Annotated in this window: 15 protein-coding genes; 8 read left to right on the plus strand and 7 right to left on the minus strand. The window is 61.3% G+C overall.

Features of this window, described 5'->3' with window-relative positions; translation table 11 throughout:
- Positions 1-138 precede the first annotated feature (138 nt).
- Together J0W34_RS15180 and J0W34_RS15185 are read right to left on the minus strand one after the other, a co-directional pair.
- Positions 139-594: a SecDF P1 head subdomain-containing protein gene (locus J0W34_RS15180; RefSeq protein WP_230969339.1), complete on the minus strand. Its 456-nt coding sequence runs from the start codon at positions 592-594 to the stop codon at positions 139-141.
- Between the two features lie 836 nt (positions 595-1430).
- Complete coding sequence (locus J0W34_RS15185) at positions 1431-2141, minus strand: hypothetical protein (protein ID WP_230969340.1); 711 nt, start codon at positions 2139-2141, stop codon at positions 1431-1433.
- A gap of 359 nt (positions 2142-2500) precedes the next feature.
- Between J0W34_RS15185 and J0W34_RS15190 the strand changes: the two genes are divergently transcribed.
- Positions 2501-2977 (plus strand): RcnB family protein, encoded by a 477-nt coding sequence (locus J0W34_RS15190; protein ID WP_230969341.1) that lies wholly within the window; start codon positions 2501-2503, stop codon positions 2975-2977.
- Between the two features lie 372 nt (positions 2978-3349).
- Here the strand turns inward: J0W34_RS15190 and J0W34_RS15195 are convergent, their stop codons facing one another.
- Both J0W34_RS15195 and J0W34_RS15200 read right to left on the minus strand, forming a co-directional pair.
- Positions 3350-3841, minus strand: coding sequence for a hypothetical protein (locus J0W34_RS15195; RefSeq protein WP_227817575.1), 492 nt, complete (start codon positions 3839-3841; stop codon positions 3350-3352).
- Complete coding sequence (locus tag J0W34_RS15200) at positions 3825-4190, minus strand: tlde1 domain-containing protein (RefSeq protein WP_230969342.1); 366 nt, start codon at positions 4188-4190, stop codon at positions 3825-3827. The genes J0W34_RS15195 and J0W34_RS15200 overlap by 17 nt, the downstream gene beginning before the upstream one ends.
- A gap of 152 nt (positions 4191-4342) precedes the next feature.
- Between J0W34_RS15200 and J0W34_RS15205 the strand changes: the two genes are divergently transcribed.
- The 5 genes from J0W34_RS15205 to J0W34_RS15225 all read left to right on the plus strand — a co-directional run bounded on the left by J0W34_RS15205 (position 4343) and on the right by J0W34_RS15225 (position 10118).
- The gene (locus tag J0W34_RS15205; RefSeq protein ID WP_230969343.1) at positions 4343-5752 is read left to right on the plus strand and encodes a TonB-dependent receptor; all 1410 of its coding nucleotides are present in this window, start codon (positions 4343-4345) and stop codon (positions 5750-5752) included.
- 243 nt (positions 5753-5995) lie between these two features.
- Positions 5996-6700 carry a PEP-CTERM sorting domain-containing protein gene (locus J0W34_RS15210; RefSeq protein WP_230969344.1) on the plus strand — a complete coding sequence of 235 codons (705 nt, stop codon included), beginning with the start codon at positions 5996-5998 and terminating at the stop codon, positions 6698-6700.
- A gap of 167 nt (positions 6701-6867) precedes the next feature.
- Complete coding sequence (locus J0W34_RS15215; protein ID WP_230969345.1) at positions 6868-8259, plus strand: ethanolamine ammonia-lyase subunit EutB; 1392 nt, start codon at positions 6868-6870, stop codon at positions 8257-8259.
- Positions 8256-9038 (plus strand): ethanolamine ammonia-lyase subunit EutC, encoded by a 783-nt coding sequence (eutC, locus tag J0W34_RS15220; RefSeq protein WP_230969346.1) that lies wholly within the window; start codon positions 8256-8258, stop codon positions 9036-9038. The genes J0W34_RS15215 and eutC overlap by 4 nt, the downstream gene beginning before the upstream one ends.
- 138 nt (positions 9039-9176) lie before the next feature.
- Positions 9177-10118: a DUF533 domain-containing protein gene (locus tag J0W34_RS15225; RefSeq protein WP_230969347.1), complete on the plus strand. Its 942-nt coding sequence runs from the start codon at positions 9177-9179 to the stop codon at positions 10116-10118.
- A gap of 51 nt (positions 10119-10169) precedes the next feature.
- Here the strand turns inward: J0W34_RS15225 and J0W34_RS15230 are convergent, their stop codons facing one another.
- From J0W34_RS15230 to J0W34_RS15240, 3 genes are all read right to left on the minus strand, one after another.
- The gene (locus tag J0W34_RS15230) at positions 10170-10445 is read right to left on the minus strand and encodes a hypothetical protein (RefSeq protein WP_230969348.1); all 276 of its coding nucleotides are present in this window, start codon (positions 10443-10445) and stop codon (positions 10170-10172) included.
- Between the two features lie 179 nt (positions 10446-10624).
- The gene (locus J0W34_RS15235; protein WP_230969349.1) at positions 10625-11854 is read right to left on the minus strand and encodes an MFS transporter; all 1230 of its coding nucleotides are present in this window, start codon (positions 11852-11854) and stop codon (positions 10625-10627) included.
- Between the two features lie 44 nt (positions 11855-11898).
- The gene (locus tag J0W34_RS15240; protein ID WP_227817585.1) at positions 11899-13623 is read right to left on the minus strand and encodes a tetratricopeptide repeat protein; all 1725 of its coding nucleotides are present in this window, start codon (positions 13621-13623) and stop codon (positions 11899-11901) included.
- Positions 13624-13947: 324 nt separating this feature from the next.
- Here J0W34_RS15240 and J0W34_RS15245 point away from each other — a divergent pair, with 324 nt between their 5' ends.
- Entirely contained in the window at positions 13948-15303 is a 1356-nt protein-coding gene (locus J0W34_RS15245) for an NAD(P)/FAD-dependent oxidoreductase (protein WP_227817586.1), read from the plus strand.
- A 92-nt stretch (positions 15304-15395) separates the two neighbouring features.
- On the plus strand, positions 15396-17105 hold the full coding sequence (locus tag J0W34_RS15250) for an OPT family oligopeptide transporter (protein ID WP_230969350.1): 1710 nt from the start codon (positions 15396-15398) through the stop codon (positions 17103-17105).
- Positions 17106-17290 lie beyond the last annotated feature (185 nt).

Here is a 17290-nt window from a genome sequence, read left to right on the forward strand (position 1 = left end):
CGACGCTTGGATTCTTAGGGTGACCCGCCTCGGAGCCGCTATTCCACGGCACTGGGGCTACTAATACTGAGCGTGGTCCTTCTATCGCAGCAACCAGTAGCACCACTGGACAGGCACGGTACATCTGGATCCGAAGACCTAGTTCGGCGCAATTCGTTTTGCAAGTGCATCCAATTCGGAAAACGTAAAGTCACCGGAAATCCTTAGACCGCCCCCGTCGATACGCTCTCGTACGATCGGGGCAGAAACAACGGTCCCGTCGACGAGGATGGCCAATGGCCTCCCGATATTGTTCTCAGTAGCGAAAGCTATCCGCTTGGCGCCTTCTTCTGTCAGCGTAAGATTCAGTCCTATCTGCCCCTCCGAAAGATAAACAACGTCAGCTGAAGTCACATGCCGAGCATCGATAATTTTTTCGGAGTCAAGATACAACTCGCGCTGGAGAGCCTCGGATTCAACCCTCTCCATGTTGGCGAGTGGCTCAAAACTGGCGGCCCGAATCTGGAACGTATCGTCAACACGGTGCTCGACGGGCGTCGTGCAACCCGCGGCACAGAGAAGAAAAAGTAAGGCAACAAGCAAATTGAGAGACATCTGAACTCACGCAAAACAAAATAATCAAACGTCATTCTAACCTCTCGTACAGGGCGCGGCATTCAGTTCCCTAATACACGCAGTCCAGCTCGGCTCCCGCGTCCCTCGCCGACAGACAAGCCCATCGAATATCCTGTCAAGGAGAAGAGGCCAAGACAAGACGGCGGAAACGTCATTTCTGTCAAATGAAGCTTTTCGCAGATATCGCCACACGGCATCCGGCGACAAAACAGACTCACATCATCAAATTTCGGTATTCATGATGCTCAGCCCCAGACTCTTCCTGTGCCTGATCTCGCTTATTGCAACCATCCTGACAGGCTGTTACCGGGAAACCGTCGAGAGCAGCTTTCCCACGGCAGCAGACGCCCTTGGTTCTCCAGCTGCGGCCAATGGATGGATCCCTCCGTGGCTACCCGAGGAAGCCGTGGATATCTACGAAGTTCACGACCTTGATTCAAACGAGGGTGCGCTCGTTGCCAAACTCCCGAATGAGTCAAAGTTCTCACCTGATGCGTGTCGGCACGCGAACGGCGGACAGTTCATGGCGCCTGCATTTTCACGCGAATGGTTGCCCAGTTCCCTTGACCACTTTGCTTTCTACGCTTGTGACGCGCCTGAAGCAGATACAAGCGTCGCGGTCCCGGGCAATCCCCCGATGATTCATGCCTTGGCAATCAGCCCGGGTAGAGATGTGCTCGTGTATTGGCGCAACTTATCAAAGTAGTCCGGCAGCCCGAACGAGAGCCGCAGGCGCGACTCCAGGGCCAGTGTTTTACGTGAGTGAGGCCGTATCGGGACTTCGTCGCCCTGCATCTGGGCGACTGAACCGCCAATCATTGCCCACTGCGCGCCTTGTCAATCTCGGCAAGCATGCCAGGGAGCATACTCATGCCCGCGTCGTATAGACCGCCGATCGCGAACGTCCGTCGACTCTTGAGGTCGCTAAGCTTCATGAAACTGTACTCGTCCGATGTTTCTTCAAACCGCCGCCAGCCCGACACGATCACGTCACCGGAGAGCCGATCGAAGAGAGCGTAATCCACAACCACGTCTCGCTTGTATGGGTAAACACTGCCGATGGCGAAATACCCGGCATGAATCCTCAAGAGCAGTACGGCATCAGTGTCGTCAGGAGCGTTTTGAAGAAACGGATACATCACCTCAGCCTTCACATATGCTCGAGATTCTCGCTTGATGATGGGTTTGAACTCGCTAACAGCGTATCCGCGCCCGGCCAACGCGTTTTCAAGCGAGACGGTAAAGTCTTTGTTCAGATCCTTTGACGTCGACATCCCCAGAGACTGAGGTCCCGATGGACCCGGCGTCAAACCGAGCAACGCGGGCAGAATGCCGATCATGACGGGTTCGTTCGCGCGGTTCACGACAGTCTGGTACTTCGTCGGCTCAGGCTTCGCGACGGCGATTCTCAACACATGCGCAAATTTTTCCGGTGTTTTGACGACATTCGGAGTTGTTGCACAGCCACTCACCAGTAGAAGCGTGAGCAAGCCGAGCATCAGAGAACGGGGCAGAATGTAAAACATGCGCACTTCACTCAATATGAATTATGAAGCATGAGTATCGGCGGTGCTTCTGGTTTCTTGAGACAGCGGAATCACACGCAGGGTGACCCGAGCTGAATCCTCTTTGCGGACAACAGCTCCATCCAGACTTGCGCGAACAGGGCCGCCGGCCTGAATCTGGGACCGATGTCCCTCGCAAGCAACAGCGGCCCTCGGATTGCGCTGCGGCGCACCGGGACTACGCCTCTGAGTCAGCCCGCCCCTCACAATCCGTAACCCCTCCTTGACGTTCGTTTGCATTTGCCGGTGATACAAATTACTGGCCGGCCGTGACGCTGATGCCCATGGCCGAGAATGACAACACCTCAAGGAGGTCAGACATGAACACCCGCTTTGCTTCTGCGCTGCTGCTGTCCCTGACGCTGGCAAGCACCAGTGTGCTGGCCGATGGCAGGCGACACGACCGGGGCGATGATCGCGGCGATTCGCATGGCCACAGCCATCGTGACGACCGGGGTCACTACGACAAGCGTGACCGGGGTGAACGCCGCAATGATCGTCGCGACGACCGTCGGGATGATCGACATACCGGGTACTACCGCGACGAGCGGCGAGACCGCCACGATGACCGACGCGATCGCCGCTACGATCGTCGTTACTACGAAGGCGCACGCCACTATCACCGGGGTGATCGAATCGACGTGCGTTATCGCGACCGGGTCTACTACGTCACCGATTGGGGTCATCATCATCTGCATCGCCCGCCGCGCGGCCATGTCTGGGTACAGGTGGGCGGCGACTACGTGCTCATGGCCGTTGCCACCGGCATCATCGCCTCGATCATCCTGAACCACTGATCCCGCGTCGTCCCCAACGCATCGGCGCGCGTCGGCCCAGCGCCGCGCGCCGATGTCGTTTCAGCTCACGCCTGTATGTGATGCTCGCGAAGGCAATCGACAAACAGTCGGTCTTGGGGGTTGGAGCATTTGAGAAACCAGGTGATGAGGCCATTGCCCCCGTCCTGAGGCGCTTCACCGGCATCCTGAAAAAGTGTGGGCATCCATGAAGCCAAACGGGTCGACCGGATAGTTGTGATGCTCTCGAAGCGCCTCATACCCGACGTAACCCGCGCGCAGCACCATGCTCTCTTCACCGAACAAGTCAGATTTGTATCACCCAACTCGGCAAACTAGAGCACAAAACGGTTGCCCCCTGGCAATACCACTCGATCAGGGCTTTCGGGGCGCGAAGAGACTATCCCCTACCGAAAGCACGTTGTAGCCCGGGACCATCAGGACCACGGTGGGCGCAGTCAGCGAGCACTCAACGGAACTGACTTCACTGATGGTCAACAATTCGAACACCGTGTTGTCGCGCGTCGCGACCTGAATCTTCTGCACCTGGCGGAACACGGTGACACCCTCACCGCCCGCCCCCGGCATGGGGCCGATGGGCGCTGCATCCAGCAAGGTCGTGGACAGGCCATAGGGCACCGTGTCGTCGTGATAGAGGTCGGTGGCGTCGGCCACGTTATTTGAATTCACGAGTGCCGTCAGTGCCGCCTGCGTGGCGTAGTTGTCGGGGCCGTAACACGGTGGCGCGTTGGCGGTGGCCGCATCTTGCGCCGACGCGACCGACGCACACATCAGGGTCAGCGCGAACCCGGCCAGACGCCTCGGGGCAATTGTGTCGAGTCTCGCCCGTTTATTCGACGACTTCAAGGTCATGGTCTCCGGAATTGATGATCGCAGTGCGCACACTGTAAGGCATGATGATGCATCCCTCCGATGCCGTGCCCGGGTTCTTGATGCTGTCCCCGTGAATCCGGAATGCAGTTCGCCCAAAAGTATTGGTACCGGCGTTTGGTGTCAGCGTGATGGTCAACGGTCCTTTGCTGTTGGTGTAGCCGCCAATCAACCATTGCCCCTTGGGAATGGGGCCGAGGTTCTTGAGATTTTCCGATGCGGGCCGGTTCTTGTGAGCCCCCTTGCCAGCGTAGCCGACCGCATTCGGTACCGGCTTGCCATCATGCAGCAAGGTTCCGTCGGATTGATCGTAGACCCAAGTCATTTTTTACTCCGCAAATAATGCCAATGGCATTATGGCATCAATCGGGGACACGAAACACCTGCACCAATGACGGGAACGCCCATTCGGTCGCGGTTTGCGCGCCGATCGGGGTTAAACTGAAGCCTCGCCCGCAACACCGCCGAGACCCCACCATGCGCAAACGCGACACCCAGCTCACGACCGATCAGAAAGCCCTTTCCATCAACCTCGACAAGCTCAAATACGGCTCCATCGTGGAAATCGGCGCGGGGCAGGAAGTGGCGAGGCGCTTTTTCTCGGTGGGCGCGGCAGCGGGCACCATCGCCAAGACCATGTCGGCCTACGACATGGCGGTGAGTGACGACATCTACGGTCACGCTGACCGCTATGTGAGCCGCTCACGCCTGCTGCAAATGCTCGACAAGGAGTTCTCGCTGGTGGTGCAGCGCCTCACCGACGTGCGCCCCAAGAACACCACCTTCTTCGCCTATGCGGCCACGGTGACCGCGCGCAGCTTCAAGCAGAAGAACGAGTGCCACGGCTGGGTGGGCATGCGGGTGCAACTGCATCCGGGCGCCGAACCGAGCGACGTGATCATGCATGTGCGCATGCTCGACAACGACAATGCCTTGCAGTCCGAAGCGCTGGGCATCCTGGGCGTGAATCTCATCCACGGCCTGTTCAACTACTTCCAGCATCCGGAATGGGTGGTCGAGAGTCTGGCGGACGGGCTGGAGCCGGAGCGGATCGAGGTGGACGTGATCCACTTCTCCGGCCCCTACTTCGAAGAGGTGGAAAACCGCCTCATGAACCTGCACCTGATCAGCAGCTGGCTGACCCGCGCGGTGATTTTCAACCCGAATGGCGAGGTGGTGGTGCCGGGCGAGCTGTTCTACCGCAAGCCGGTGATGGTCATGCGCGGCACCTTCAAACCGGTCAATTCGGTCAACGTCGACATGATGTGCGCCGGGCAGCGCCAGTTTGCCCAGCTCGAAGCGGTGGATGAAAAAGACGTGGTGTCGCTGGCCGAAATCACCATGAACTCGCTGGTGACCGGCGACAACATCGACGGCGCCGACTTCCTCGCCCGCATCGATCTGCTCGCCTCGCAGGGCTACACGGTGATGATCTCCGACTACCTGCGCTTCTTCCGCCTGCGCGCCTACCTGCGTCGCTACACCCAGAAGCCCATCGGCATCGTGCTGTCGGTACGCGACTTTGCGGTGCTGTTCGACGAGAAGTACTACGAAGGCATGGAGGGCGGCATTCTCGAGGCCTTCGGCAAGCTCTTCCCGGACAACACCCATGTGTATGTCTACCCTTCGCGGCCTCGCGGCACCGATAACCAGGTCACCCTGGACAACGTCGAAGTGCCGGAAAACCTGCGCTTCCTCCTCGCTCACCTGAAAGAGAACCGCAAACTGCTGCCCATCAAACCGCTGGACGACAGCAAGCTGCACATCGACGCGGCGGACGTGCTGGCCGGGCTCAAGCGGGGTCGGGGGGAATGGGAAGCCGACGTGCCCGAGAACGCGGTGAAGCTGATCATGGACGAGCGGCTGCTCGGGTTCGATACCGAGTAGCAGATTCCTCACCGGGATCCGAGGAGACCGGACTCTCGCACCCGATCCACACCCGGCGCCGATCGATCTCATTTGATGCCGCTGGCCGCGCAACGGACGACTCACGCGAGGGATCCACGAAGCCAGTGATCGCCACGACCATCCGAATCGCATGGACAAGAATGCCAATCGATTATATCGTCACGCTCTACCTTCGAGCCCGGCGTTTGGGCGCGAATTCAATAAGAGAGAAGGCCTGGAACCATGCAACAGCAACGACTGACCCGGAAACTCCCACTGCCGTCGAGCCTCGTCCTGATGACCGCACTATTCGGTGCGCCAGCACTCGCCGACAACGCACCTAGCGAGGTCGCCGCGATCTATACCGGCACTGTATCCTCGGATCGCGGACTCGGTTTCATCGGTGAACAGATGACGGTCGCCTTCAGATATAACGCGTCGGTGGCTCCCAGAGAGGGAATCCTAGGCCACAGTTTTCCCCATGCAATTACCTCGATGAGTGTCACACTCGGTTCCGAAAGCTGGACCTGGGTTGGTGGTCCGAATGAGGCGTATCTTTCGAACGATGAGATATATCGTCAGAGCCTAGGTGGGGCCATCGACCGAGTTAGCTTCTGGGCGAGCGATTTCTCCGGCCCTGAACTAACAACAGAGCCGGCACAAGACCTCAACGTTGAGGTCTATTTCTCCGATTTATCACCTGCGGGAATGCCGGACGCTCTTCAAGACGACATGCACTTACCGCGCTCGGCATTCGACCCGAGATCGTTCGACAATAGCTCCATGAGCTTTTCGTTCTCCACCTTCACGGCCGAATCCACCACTTACTACTACATTGGGGCCGTCGATTTACGTCTCGTCTCCGCAGTGCCCGAACCCAGCGACTACGCCATGTGGCTGACAGGTATTGGCTTGCTCGGAGCTTTTGCCCGCCGCGTAAATGGCTAGTTCCTCGACCAGACCACCAACTTTCACTGCTTGGCATTCGCCCCCTGACGACCCGGTTTGCCCGAGTCGCGTTCTTTCGACAGCAAGGTGAACTTCAACCTGAAGCAATTGCAATCTATCGTCCAGAAAGGGGTCATACCCTTGGAGCTGATCGACGAGGATGGCGCATGCCCTACCGACACACCATTGCCGGGCACACCTGGCAATTCGACGACCTGCGCACGGTACTGGCCAAGGCCAGCCCGCTGCGCTCGGGCGACGTACTGGCCGGAATCGCTGCCGGGTCGGCGGTCGAGCGCATGGCGGCGCGGCTGTGTCTAGCCGAAGTACCCTTGCAGCGTTTTCTCGATGAGGCGCTGATCCCCTACGAGCAGGATGAAGTCACCCGACTCATCATCGATACGCACGACGCCCGGGCATTCGCCCAGGTGGCCCACCTTGACGTGGGCAGCTTCCGTGACTGGCTGCTCTGTGCGCAGACCGCTCAACTCGATGCTGTTCGGCGCGGCCTGACCCCGGAAATGGTCGCCGCCGTCAGCAAACTGATGCGCAATCAGGACCTGATTGTGGTGGCACGCAAATGCCGTGTGATCACCCGCTTTCGCAATACCATCGGCCTGCCCGGCCATCTGGCGGTGCGACTACAACCCAACCACCCCACCGACGATCTGCGCGGCATCGCCGCCAGCATGGTCGATGGTCTGCTCTACGGCGCGGGCGATGCGGTCATTGGCATCAACCCGGCCAGCGACAGCCTGCCCCTGCTCGGCAAACTCAACCACATGCTCGACGAAGTGATTGACGGTCTCGGCGTACCGACCCAGGGCTGCGTGCTCACCCATGTCACCAACACCCTCAAGCTCATCGAGCAAGGCGTACCGGTGGACCTGGTCTTTCAGTCCATCGCAGGCACCGAGCGGGCCAACGCAGGCTTTGGCATCGACCTCGCCCTGCTCCACGAAGCGCGGGAGGCCGCGCTGAGCCTGGGGCGCGGCACCGTCGGCGACAACGTGATGTACTTCGAAACAGGCCAGGGCAGCGCCCTGTCGGCCGACGCCCACCACGGCGTCGACCAGCAAACCTGCGAAGCGCGCGCCTACGCCGTGGCCCGCGCATTCGACCCGCTGCTCACCAACACCGTCGTCGGCTTCATCGGGCCAGAGTACCTCTACGACGGCAAGCAGATCACCCGCGCCGGTCTGGAAGATCATTTTTGCGGCAAGCTGCTCGGCGTGCCCATGGGCTGCGACGTCTGCTACACCAATCACGCGGAAGCCGACCAGGACGACATGGACACCCTGTTGACCTTGCTGGGGGCAGCCGGCGTCAACTTCATCATGGGTGTGCCGGGTGCGGACGACATCATGCTCAACTATCAAAGCACGTCCTTTCACGATGCGCTGTACCTGCGTGAGGTTTTGGATCTCAAGCATGCGCCGGAGTTTGGCCAATGGCTGACCCGCATCGGCATCGCGGACGCGGACGGGCGCCTTCGGCCAACTCAGGCAGCGCCTGCCCTGCTCGGCCAGATCCAGCGCATGAAGCTGCTGCCCGCATGAAGACCCCCCCCCGACCCCATGCGAGTAAACAAGACGCCACGACGCGCGTTGACGCCTGGGCTGAGCTGCGGCAATACACGGCGGCAAGGCTGGCGCTTGGTCGCAGCGGCGTCAGCCTGCCCACGCGCGAAGTTCTCGGCTTCGGCCTCAGTCACGCCATGGCGCGTGATGCCGTCCACCTCCCGCTGGACATGCCCGCCATGGCCGCACAACTGCAGCAGCGGGGGCTCGACAGCATTGCAGTGAGCAGCCAGGCCGGCGACCGCGAAACCTATCTTTTGCGGCCCGATCTCGGGCGCAGGCTGGGCAGCGAAGATGAGAAGCGGCTCAAGCAACTGGCGCGCCCCTGCCACCTGTTGCTCGTGATCGGGGACGGCCTCTCTTCCATGGCGATTGAGCGCCATGCCGTACCGCTTGTCGATGCCATCGTCGCCCGGTGCCCCGCAGGCACCACGCTAGGCCCCGTCGTGCTGGCTCACCAGGCCCGGGTGGCGCTTGGCGATGTCATTGGCGAAGCCATGGGCGCTCCGATGGTCGCCATGCTCATCGGCGAGCGGCCGGGTCTGAGTGCCCCCGACAGCCTCGGGATCTACCTCACCCATGCCCCCCGTGCCGGTCGACTGGACGCCGAACGCAACTGCATCTCCAACGTCAGGCCAGAAGGACTGGGCTACGAGTCGGCGGCCCGGAAGCTCTGGTGGCTCATCGCCGCGGCGCGCCGGCTCGGCCAGACCGGCGTCGCGCTCAAGGACGACAGCACCGCCGCGCTCGACGAGTAGCCCCTCCCCCGGTTTGCATGCACCGGTTTTTGCGTTTCTTTACGCTGCGCGCGCTGAACAATGCAGCGACATCGCGGTCCATCAGGGCATGGAAGAAACCCGTTCCGCATCCCGTCAACACTGATCCAAGGACGCCTCATGACACCCCAAGCCCAACGTGCCCTGCTCGCACTCAGCCTGCATGCCGCCTTCGCCGACGGCGTCAAGGATGATCGGGAACGTGAGGCCGTGCGCGGCATTGCCGATTCAATCGGGAATGACGACACCCGGTTGAACCTGCCCCGCTTGTATCAGGACGTACTGCTCGGCCGTTTGAGCGTCGGCGCTGCGGCAGGCGAGCTGACCGAACTTGGCGAACGCCAGTACGCCTACGAGATGGCCGTCTGTGTTTGCGAGGCCGATGGCCGGATCTCGGCGTCTGAACGTCAGTTCCTCAACGAACTGCGCATGGCATTGGGCCTCGACACATCGCAGAGCACCGCGATCGAAGGCGATATCGGGCCTGTGGTCGAGGCCGCCGAAGCTGCTCCGATGCCCTCACCCACCCCGAGCATCGACGATGAGGCGCTGGACAGAAACATCCTCAACACTGCACTGCTCAATGGCGCACTCGAATTGCTGCCTCAGAGCTGGGCCTCGATGGCCATCATTCCCATGCAGATACGCATGGTGTATTCGATCGGCCAGGCCCATGGTGTCGAACTGGATCAAGGGCACATCAAGGAATTCATTGCCGCCGCGGGCGTCGGCCTGACCTCGCAATACCTGGAGCAATTCGGTCGCAAACTCATTGGCGGTCTGTTGGGCAAGGCCGCAGGCAAAACCTTTGGAAAACTTGGCGGTGCGGCCACCGGGATGGCGTTCTCGTTTGCCACCACCTATGCACTCGGCCAGGTGGCCAAGCGCTACTACGCCGGGGGCCGAAGCATGAGCACCGACATGCTGCGCGACGCCTTCCAGAATCTGCTCGGCCCCGCCAAGCAGATGCAGGCGCAGTACCTGCCGCAGATCGAGCAGAAAGCGAAATCCCTCGACATGAACCAGATCATGAGCCTGGTGCGCGGCCAGCAGGGCGTGTAGACAAGAAAACGGCGACCCGAGGGTCGCCGTTTCTGTCTGGCATGGCGCCAATTACATCTCGGCAGCAGCCAGCTGGGCGCTCTTCTCGGCCGCCAGTGCCTCGGCACTGACCTTGCGGGTGAAAGTCCAGCCATCGATGGTGTTTACGAAGGCAAAGCCGGTCGGCACGTCAATATACACTTCGTAGGAACCGGCCTTGGAGGCGGCAACCTGCTCGATGGCGCTCACACGCTTGCCGTAGTTCTCGCTCGACTCGGCAGACGCCGTCGTGGCACCGGCAGCAAGAAAAATGCTGGCAGCTGCAATTGCAGTCATAGTGGTTTTCATGGCTGTACTCCTGAATAAAAGATCCTGACTTCGTCCCGGCGGCGCCCTCTAAGGGCTGTTTTCGTGCCATTCACGAGACGAGAAAATTTTTGGTCAGGTTCATTCAAGCACAGCGTGCTGCGTCGCACCAAACGAATGTTCTGATTTGAGTATAAAGCCCTTTTCTAATGTGAAATGGGTCACGTTGCAGCGCGTCGCTCAAGCCGTGCGAGCCAGATCAGCGCGGCCAGACTGATCACGACCACAGGGAAAATCGTCCAGTTCACAGACCCCCAACCCCAGTGGTTAAGCATCTGGCCTGACATGAAAGACGCAAAGGCGACGGTCCCGAAGAGAATGAAGTCATTGGCCCCCTGAGCCTTGCCCTTCTCCTCTGCCCGATACGTCTCGGTCACCATGGCGGTTGCGCCGATGAAACCGAAGTTCCAGCCGATGCCCAGCAGGATCAGCGCCCCCCAGAAGTGCATGAGTTCCACACCTGCGAGTGCGAGGAGACCACACGCGACCAGGATCAGCAGACCGGTCGCCACAATGGGCGCCTTGCCGAAACGATTGATCAGATTGCCGGTGAAAAAGCTGGGCACGAACATGGCGAGAACATGCCACTGGATACCCAGTGTCGAGTCTTCCGCCGTGAAACCACAGCCGATCATCGCCAAGGGCGCAGCCGTCATGACCAGGCTCATGAGCGCATACGACGCCGTACCGCACAGGACAGCGACCATGAAACGCGGCTGGCGCATGATCTCCCCGAGGGGCCGGGCCGGACGGGTCGCCGCACTGCCCCCCGCACCGGATGGCGTCGACGGGGACAGGAACGCCAACACCACCAAAGTGACGGCAAGCAGCGCCGTTCCACTCAGGAAGGCACCGGCGAAGGGCGTCGGCAACAACAGATCCTTTGTCCAGATGACGGCCTGGGGGCCCAGAATCGCGGCAAACACCCCGCCCACCAGCACCCACGAAATCGCCTTCGCCTTGAAGCTGCTCGTGCCACGGTCGGCAGCGGCAAATCGATACTGCTGAACGAAAGAGCCGGAAACACCGCTGGCCAGCAGCGACAGGCCGAACAGCCAGAAGGCCTGTATCGACAATGACCAGGCGGCCATCAACAAGCCCAGAATCCCGACGACCGCCCCGGCCATGAACCCGGCCTTGCGACCGACGCGGCGCATGAGCGCGGCCGCCGGCAACGCACCCAGCGCAATCCCCAGGGTGTAGCCGCTGACCGGCAAGGTGGCCAGCGATTTGTCCACGCCAAGCAGGTAACTGCCCGCCAGACCCCCAAGCGCAATATTGATCGGCCCCACCGCGCCACCGAAGGCCTGGCAAGCGGCGTAGAGCACGGCATTACGGCGGGCAACCGCGTTTTCTTCGTCCGCGTCGATCTGGGGCAGGTCTTGCATCATGGTGTCCAGTCAGGACGGGCAAGCCCGCTCCGAGAGAAAGTGAATCAGTCCGTCGCCAGATCGAACCAGGGCGTCGCACGGTCATGTGCTGCAGACAGCCGCACCGTCTGTCCCGCTTCGAGAACCAGCGGTTCATCGAAGCGATAGAACATGTGCTGCCAGCCCGACACCGGGACCTTGTCCAATGGATGATTCTCGTAAGTGGTGCTGCCGTCCATGTCGAGCCGGATCCACTGAATCACGCCGTACGCCACACCGGCCTGCGTGGCCGTGACTTCAATCGTCTTGTGCTCGGCAGGCCACTGGCTGTCACGTACGAAGTCGAAGTGAAACGCTTCGACCGCGTCGCTGAGCAGCTGAGGATCGAGATCGGCGCGAAACACCGGCAACTTCTTCGGCGTGATTTCATTGAATGCACGTATGTCGAACCCGAAAGGCTCGCTCACATGAAAGTAGTTGGCCATCCCTTCGCCACCGACGAGCGCGACCATCAGGCTTGAGCGCGCAGGCACGATCGCCGCATCGGGCTTGAGCAAGCGGGCCTTGGCATCTTCGAGCGCGGGCAGGACATGCTCTTCGATCAGGCCACTGGAGAAGATCTCGTGCACCAGCACGTCGGCCTTCTCCGGAAGCTCCTCCGGCAGTTGAACCTCGAACGAAGGCTTGGACAGCACCGTCACCACATCGGCAAACCCATTGGTGGCAACGATTGACTTCGCCTTCTCAGCGATCATGGGGGCTCCTTCGCAAGTGACCACCCGTCGCGCGCCCAGCCGTGCGGCCATCATCGACAGCAGCCCGGAACCGGCGCCGATTTCAAAGACGAGCTTGCCGTCACTGACATGTGTCTTCATGCCCTCGAAGTAGGCATTGTTTCGCCGGTGCTCGTTCATCATCGGCACGTGCCAGTTAGGCACAACGCGGTCAATAACCCATGAAATGCCGAGCTTGGCGGTCAGGCTGTCGGGATTCTTCGTCAGCGCCTGGCGACACAGATCAATGGCCTCCTGCCCCCGACGCATGCCCACAAGCATTTCGGTGACGGATTTGAGCACTTCTTCATTGTCGGGCGCAGCGGCGAGATAAGCTTTGTAATCCGTGAGCGCCGCTTCCGTGCGGCCCAGCTTGGCGAACAGCTCTGCACGCTGCAAGCGGGCGGGATGAAAATCGGCATCCAGCTTGAGGGCCTTGCCCATCCGGTCGAGCGCCTGGTCGTGACGCCCCAGCCGGACCAGCGCCGTTGCCGTCTTGAGCATGATCGCCGCGCTCTGAACAATGGCCTTGGCCCGGTCAAAACTCTTGAGGGCGTCTTCGTTCTGGTTGAGCAGCAATTGCGCATCGCCCCGGGCGATCAGGGCTGGCACTGCTTTCGGATTCATCTTGAGGGCGTTGTCTGCCGAGGCCACGGCCGCTTTCGCCTCGCCAAGCTGCACCTGGCACTCTGCCAGATTGACCCACCCTTCCCATTCTTTAGGATGCCGTTGGGTGTAGCTCAGGTAGCAGGCCCTGGCCGCCTCGAAGTTGCGCATCTCGCGCTCGCATACGCCCAGATTGAAGAGCACCTCCGTGTCGTCAGGCGTCACGGCAAGCACATCCCGCATGCGCTGTGCGGAGGCTGCGTAGTCCCCCACCAGACCATACATGGTGGCCGCAAGTTTCCTGTTCGCCACATCGGCCGGGTTTGCCTGACATAGGGCATCACAGGCAGCAAGCGCCTCGCGTTGGCGGCCAGCGCGAAATGCGGCCTTGATCTCTTCGATGGTCTGCATGGCGTCTTCTGATGTGGTGGATGAGCCGGGTAGCAGGATCGCTCGGTGCGCGTCTCGCCTGCATGCGCCGGGGATGCTATCGAACCCTTACCCCTGGCGCAACGTCGCGGCTATAGTCGACGGCGGCAAGCGGTGTGTCGGTCACGATGCCGGCACCCTGCCCGTTCCTGCCAAGAGGGAGAAGCGCAGGAGGGTGAAACGACTGGGAAAGTGGGTGTAACGGCACGTGGTGCACTGCACAATTTTTCCTATACATCCGTTTTAATCCCTCGTAAGATGCGCACCAACATAAAAAATTATTAAACCTCTTCAGGGAGTTACAGCATGAGTAACGAAAATGGCATCCATGTGCCCGACGCGCGCTGCACCTCAGATCCGAATCTGCACCGGATCGTGATCGTGGGCGGCGGCGCCGGCGGTCTTGAACTGGCGACGCAACTCGGTGACAAGCTGGGTCGCAAGGGCCAGGCCAACATTACGCTGGTGGACCGCAACCGCACCCACATCTGGAAGCCGCTATTGCATCAGGTCGCCGCCGGCCGCCTCGACATGGACGACGACGAGCTGGAATACCTGGCCCAGGCCCGCTGGCATAATTTCCGCTACTTCAACGGGTCCATGGACGGGCTGGACCGCGAGAGCAAGCGCATCTTCATTGCGCCGACTCTCGACGAAGACGGCCACGAAATCACCCCACGCCGTGCCGTGCCCTACGACACCCTGGTGTTGGCGGTGGGCAGTACCGGCAACGACTTCGGCACGCCGGGCGTGGCCGAGAACGCCATTGCGCTGGATTCGGCTGAACAGGCCGTCAAGTTCAATCGCAAACTGATCAATGCCTGCCTGCGCGCCAACTCGCAGCACGGCGAGTTGCGCCCGGGGCAGCTGCATGTGGCCATCATTGGCGCTGGAGCCACCGGTGTGGAACTGGCGGCCGAGTTGCACAAGACAACCCGCGAAATCGCCTCGTTCGGCCTCGACAGTCTGGACTTCGACAAAACGGTCAAGCTCACCCTCATCGAAGCGGGCCCGCGCATCGTGCCGCAGTTGCCCGAGCCGCTCTCCGACGGCGTGGCCGACCTGCTTCGCGGGCTGGGCGTGGACGTCCTGACCGGCCGCAAGGTCACAGAGATCACGAAAGAAGGCGTGGTTTTCGAAGATGGCGAAGTCATCCCGAGCGAACTCAAGGTGTGGGCGGCGGGCGTAAAGGGCCCGGCCTTTCTAGCCAATCTCGGCCTGGAAACCAACCGCATCAACCAGATCGTCGTGCGCGACACCCTGCAGAGCACGACCGACGACAACATTTTTGCGCTCGGTGACTGCGCGGCCTGCGCCCGGCCCGAGGGCGGTTTCGTGCCGCCCCGCGCCCAGGCGGCACATCAGCAGGCGTCATTGCTCATCAAGAGCATGCGGGCTCGCCTGGATGGCCAGCCACTGCCAGCCTACAAGTACAAGGATTTCGGATCCCTGGTCTCTTTGGGCAAGTACAGCGCGGTGGGTAGCCTGATGGGCGGCATCATCGGTGGCAATGTGAAGATTCAGGGCCTGTTTGCCAAGGTCATGTACAAGTCGCTCTACAAGATGCACCTGATCGCCCTGCACGGCTACTTCAAGATGCTGCTCGACACCATTGGCCGCTTCGTGCTGCGCCGGACCGAGCCGCACGTGAAGCTGCACTGAACTGGCGGTGCTCCAACATGAACGGCGGCCTGCGGGTCGCCGTTTTTACGGATGCACCTTGATCGTTCAGCTCATGGCGGTATGCTGGACCAATGATTCAGGAACGCGAACTGACCCTGCGCGCCTTGCTCACCGGCTTGCTGCTGGGTGCCGCCCTCACCCCCTGCAACGTCTATGCGGGTCTCAAGATTGGCTGGTCGTTCAACATGTCGATCATCGCCCTGCTGGTGGGCTTCGGTTTCTGGCGCACCCTGAGCGCCACGCGCGGCGCCCCCGAGTGGACGCGCAAGGAAAGCAATATCAGCCAGACCACGGCCTCCTCCGCGGCTTCGATCATCTCGGGGGGGCTGGTGGCCCCCATTCCGGCCCATGCGCTGATCACGGGCGATCCGATGACCGTGGGCCCCATGATGGCCTGGGTGTTCGCCGTGAGCTTTCTCGGCATCTGGGTGGCCTGGTATCTGCGCCCCATGCTGGTCGTGCGCAGCGCACTGCGATTTCCTGCCGGCATGGCCACGCTCGAAACTCTCGACGACATCTTTGGCCATGGCAGGGAAGCCATCCGCCGCATTGTCGTGCTCGCCGCTGCAGGCGCCCTCTCGGCCAGCGCAAAGGCCATCAACGATTTTGTCGTCGCCCTGCCGCGCTGGTCCCCCTCGGCACTCTGGGCCAAGTTCACGTTCACCCTTGAGCCGTCGCTCCTGCTGGTCGGTTTCGGCGGCATCATCGGCCTTCGGGTCGGCCTCTCCTTGCTCGCGGGGGCCGTCGTTGCATGGGCGGGGCTGGCGCCATGGCTGCTTGAGGTCGGCTGGATCGTGGTGCCGGAGACTGACGCCGGCAGCCTGTTCGGCCCCCTGGTCGAGTGGCTGTTATGGCCCGGCGTGGCGCTCATGGTTGGCGCCAGCCTCACCAGCTTCGCCATTCAACTGGGTCGGGCACTCCAATCCAGGGCTGGATCTACCCGGACACCGGCGAGCGAAGCAACTCTCTCATGGCGATGGCCACCGGTCGCCGGCTTTGCGCTGGCGACGGTTCTCACCGTGATGCTGCAAGTTCTTCTGTTCGATATCTCGTTATGGCTGGCCATCCTGGCGGTGCCTTTCGCGGTTCTGCTGGCGACGGTGGCGGCCCGCGTCGTGGGCGACACCGGCATACCGCCGATCGGCGCTATCGGCAAGGTCTCGCAGTTAGGGTTCGGCGTACTCGCACCGGGGCAGGCGATTGCCAACCTCATGCCGGCCAACGTGGCTGGCGGTGCCGCGGGTCAATGCGCCGATCTGCTCAACGACTTTCGCACCGGCCACGGCATCGGCGCGAGTCCGGACCGACAGGTGATCGCTCAATGCCTGGGTGTCCTCACGGGCAGCGTGATTGGGGTGCTGGTGTATCTGGTGCTGATTCCCGACCCGGCCCTGCTGCTGACCGAAACCTGGCCGGCCCCGGCCGTCGCCACCTGGAAAGCCGTGGCCGAAACCCTCGCGGTCGGCTGGTCAGCGGTACCGCAAGGCGCCGGCCCGGCCATGCTCATCGGTACACTGACCGGCATGTTCATTGCCATCGCCGAGGGCGTTCTGCCACCGGCCCGCAGACGCTGCTTGCCCAGTGCGGTCGCCCTTGGGCTGGCCTTCGTGATCCCGGCATCGATCTCGATCATGATGTGCCTTGGGGCCGTGCTCGTGGCGTTGCTGGCGCGCTGGCGCCCCGCATGGGCGACGCGTTATGCGATCGCCGCTTCGGCAGGCCTGATTGCGGGCGAATCGCTCACCGGTGTTTTCTCTGCCCTGCTCTCGATGGTGCATTGAGGATCGGCCGCGGGTTTGCAGGACTGCGCGTATACCCGCGTGGCGGGCACGGGCCGGGTCTTCTATATCAGATAAGTGACATTACGTATTCACCCGCGCGGCCAAAAGGAAGACCATGCGCAGGCCTGATGGACAAGACCAACCAGGCGCCGTGTGAATACACGCGGCAGCGGCGTGCCCGAGCA

Origin of the sequence: Nitrogeniibacter aestuarii (assembly GCF_017309585.1) — a bacterium.
In the GTDB taxonomy this organism is placed as follows: Bacteria; Pseudomonadota; Gammaproteobacteria; order Burkholderiales; family Rhodocyclaceae; genus Nitrogeniibacter; species Nitrogeniibacter aestuarii.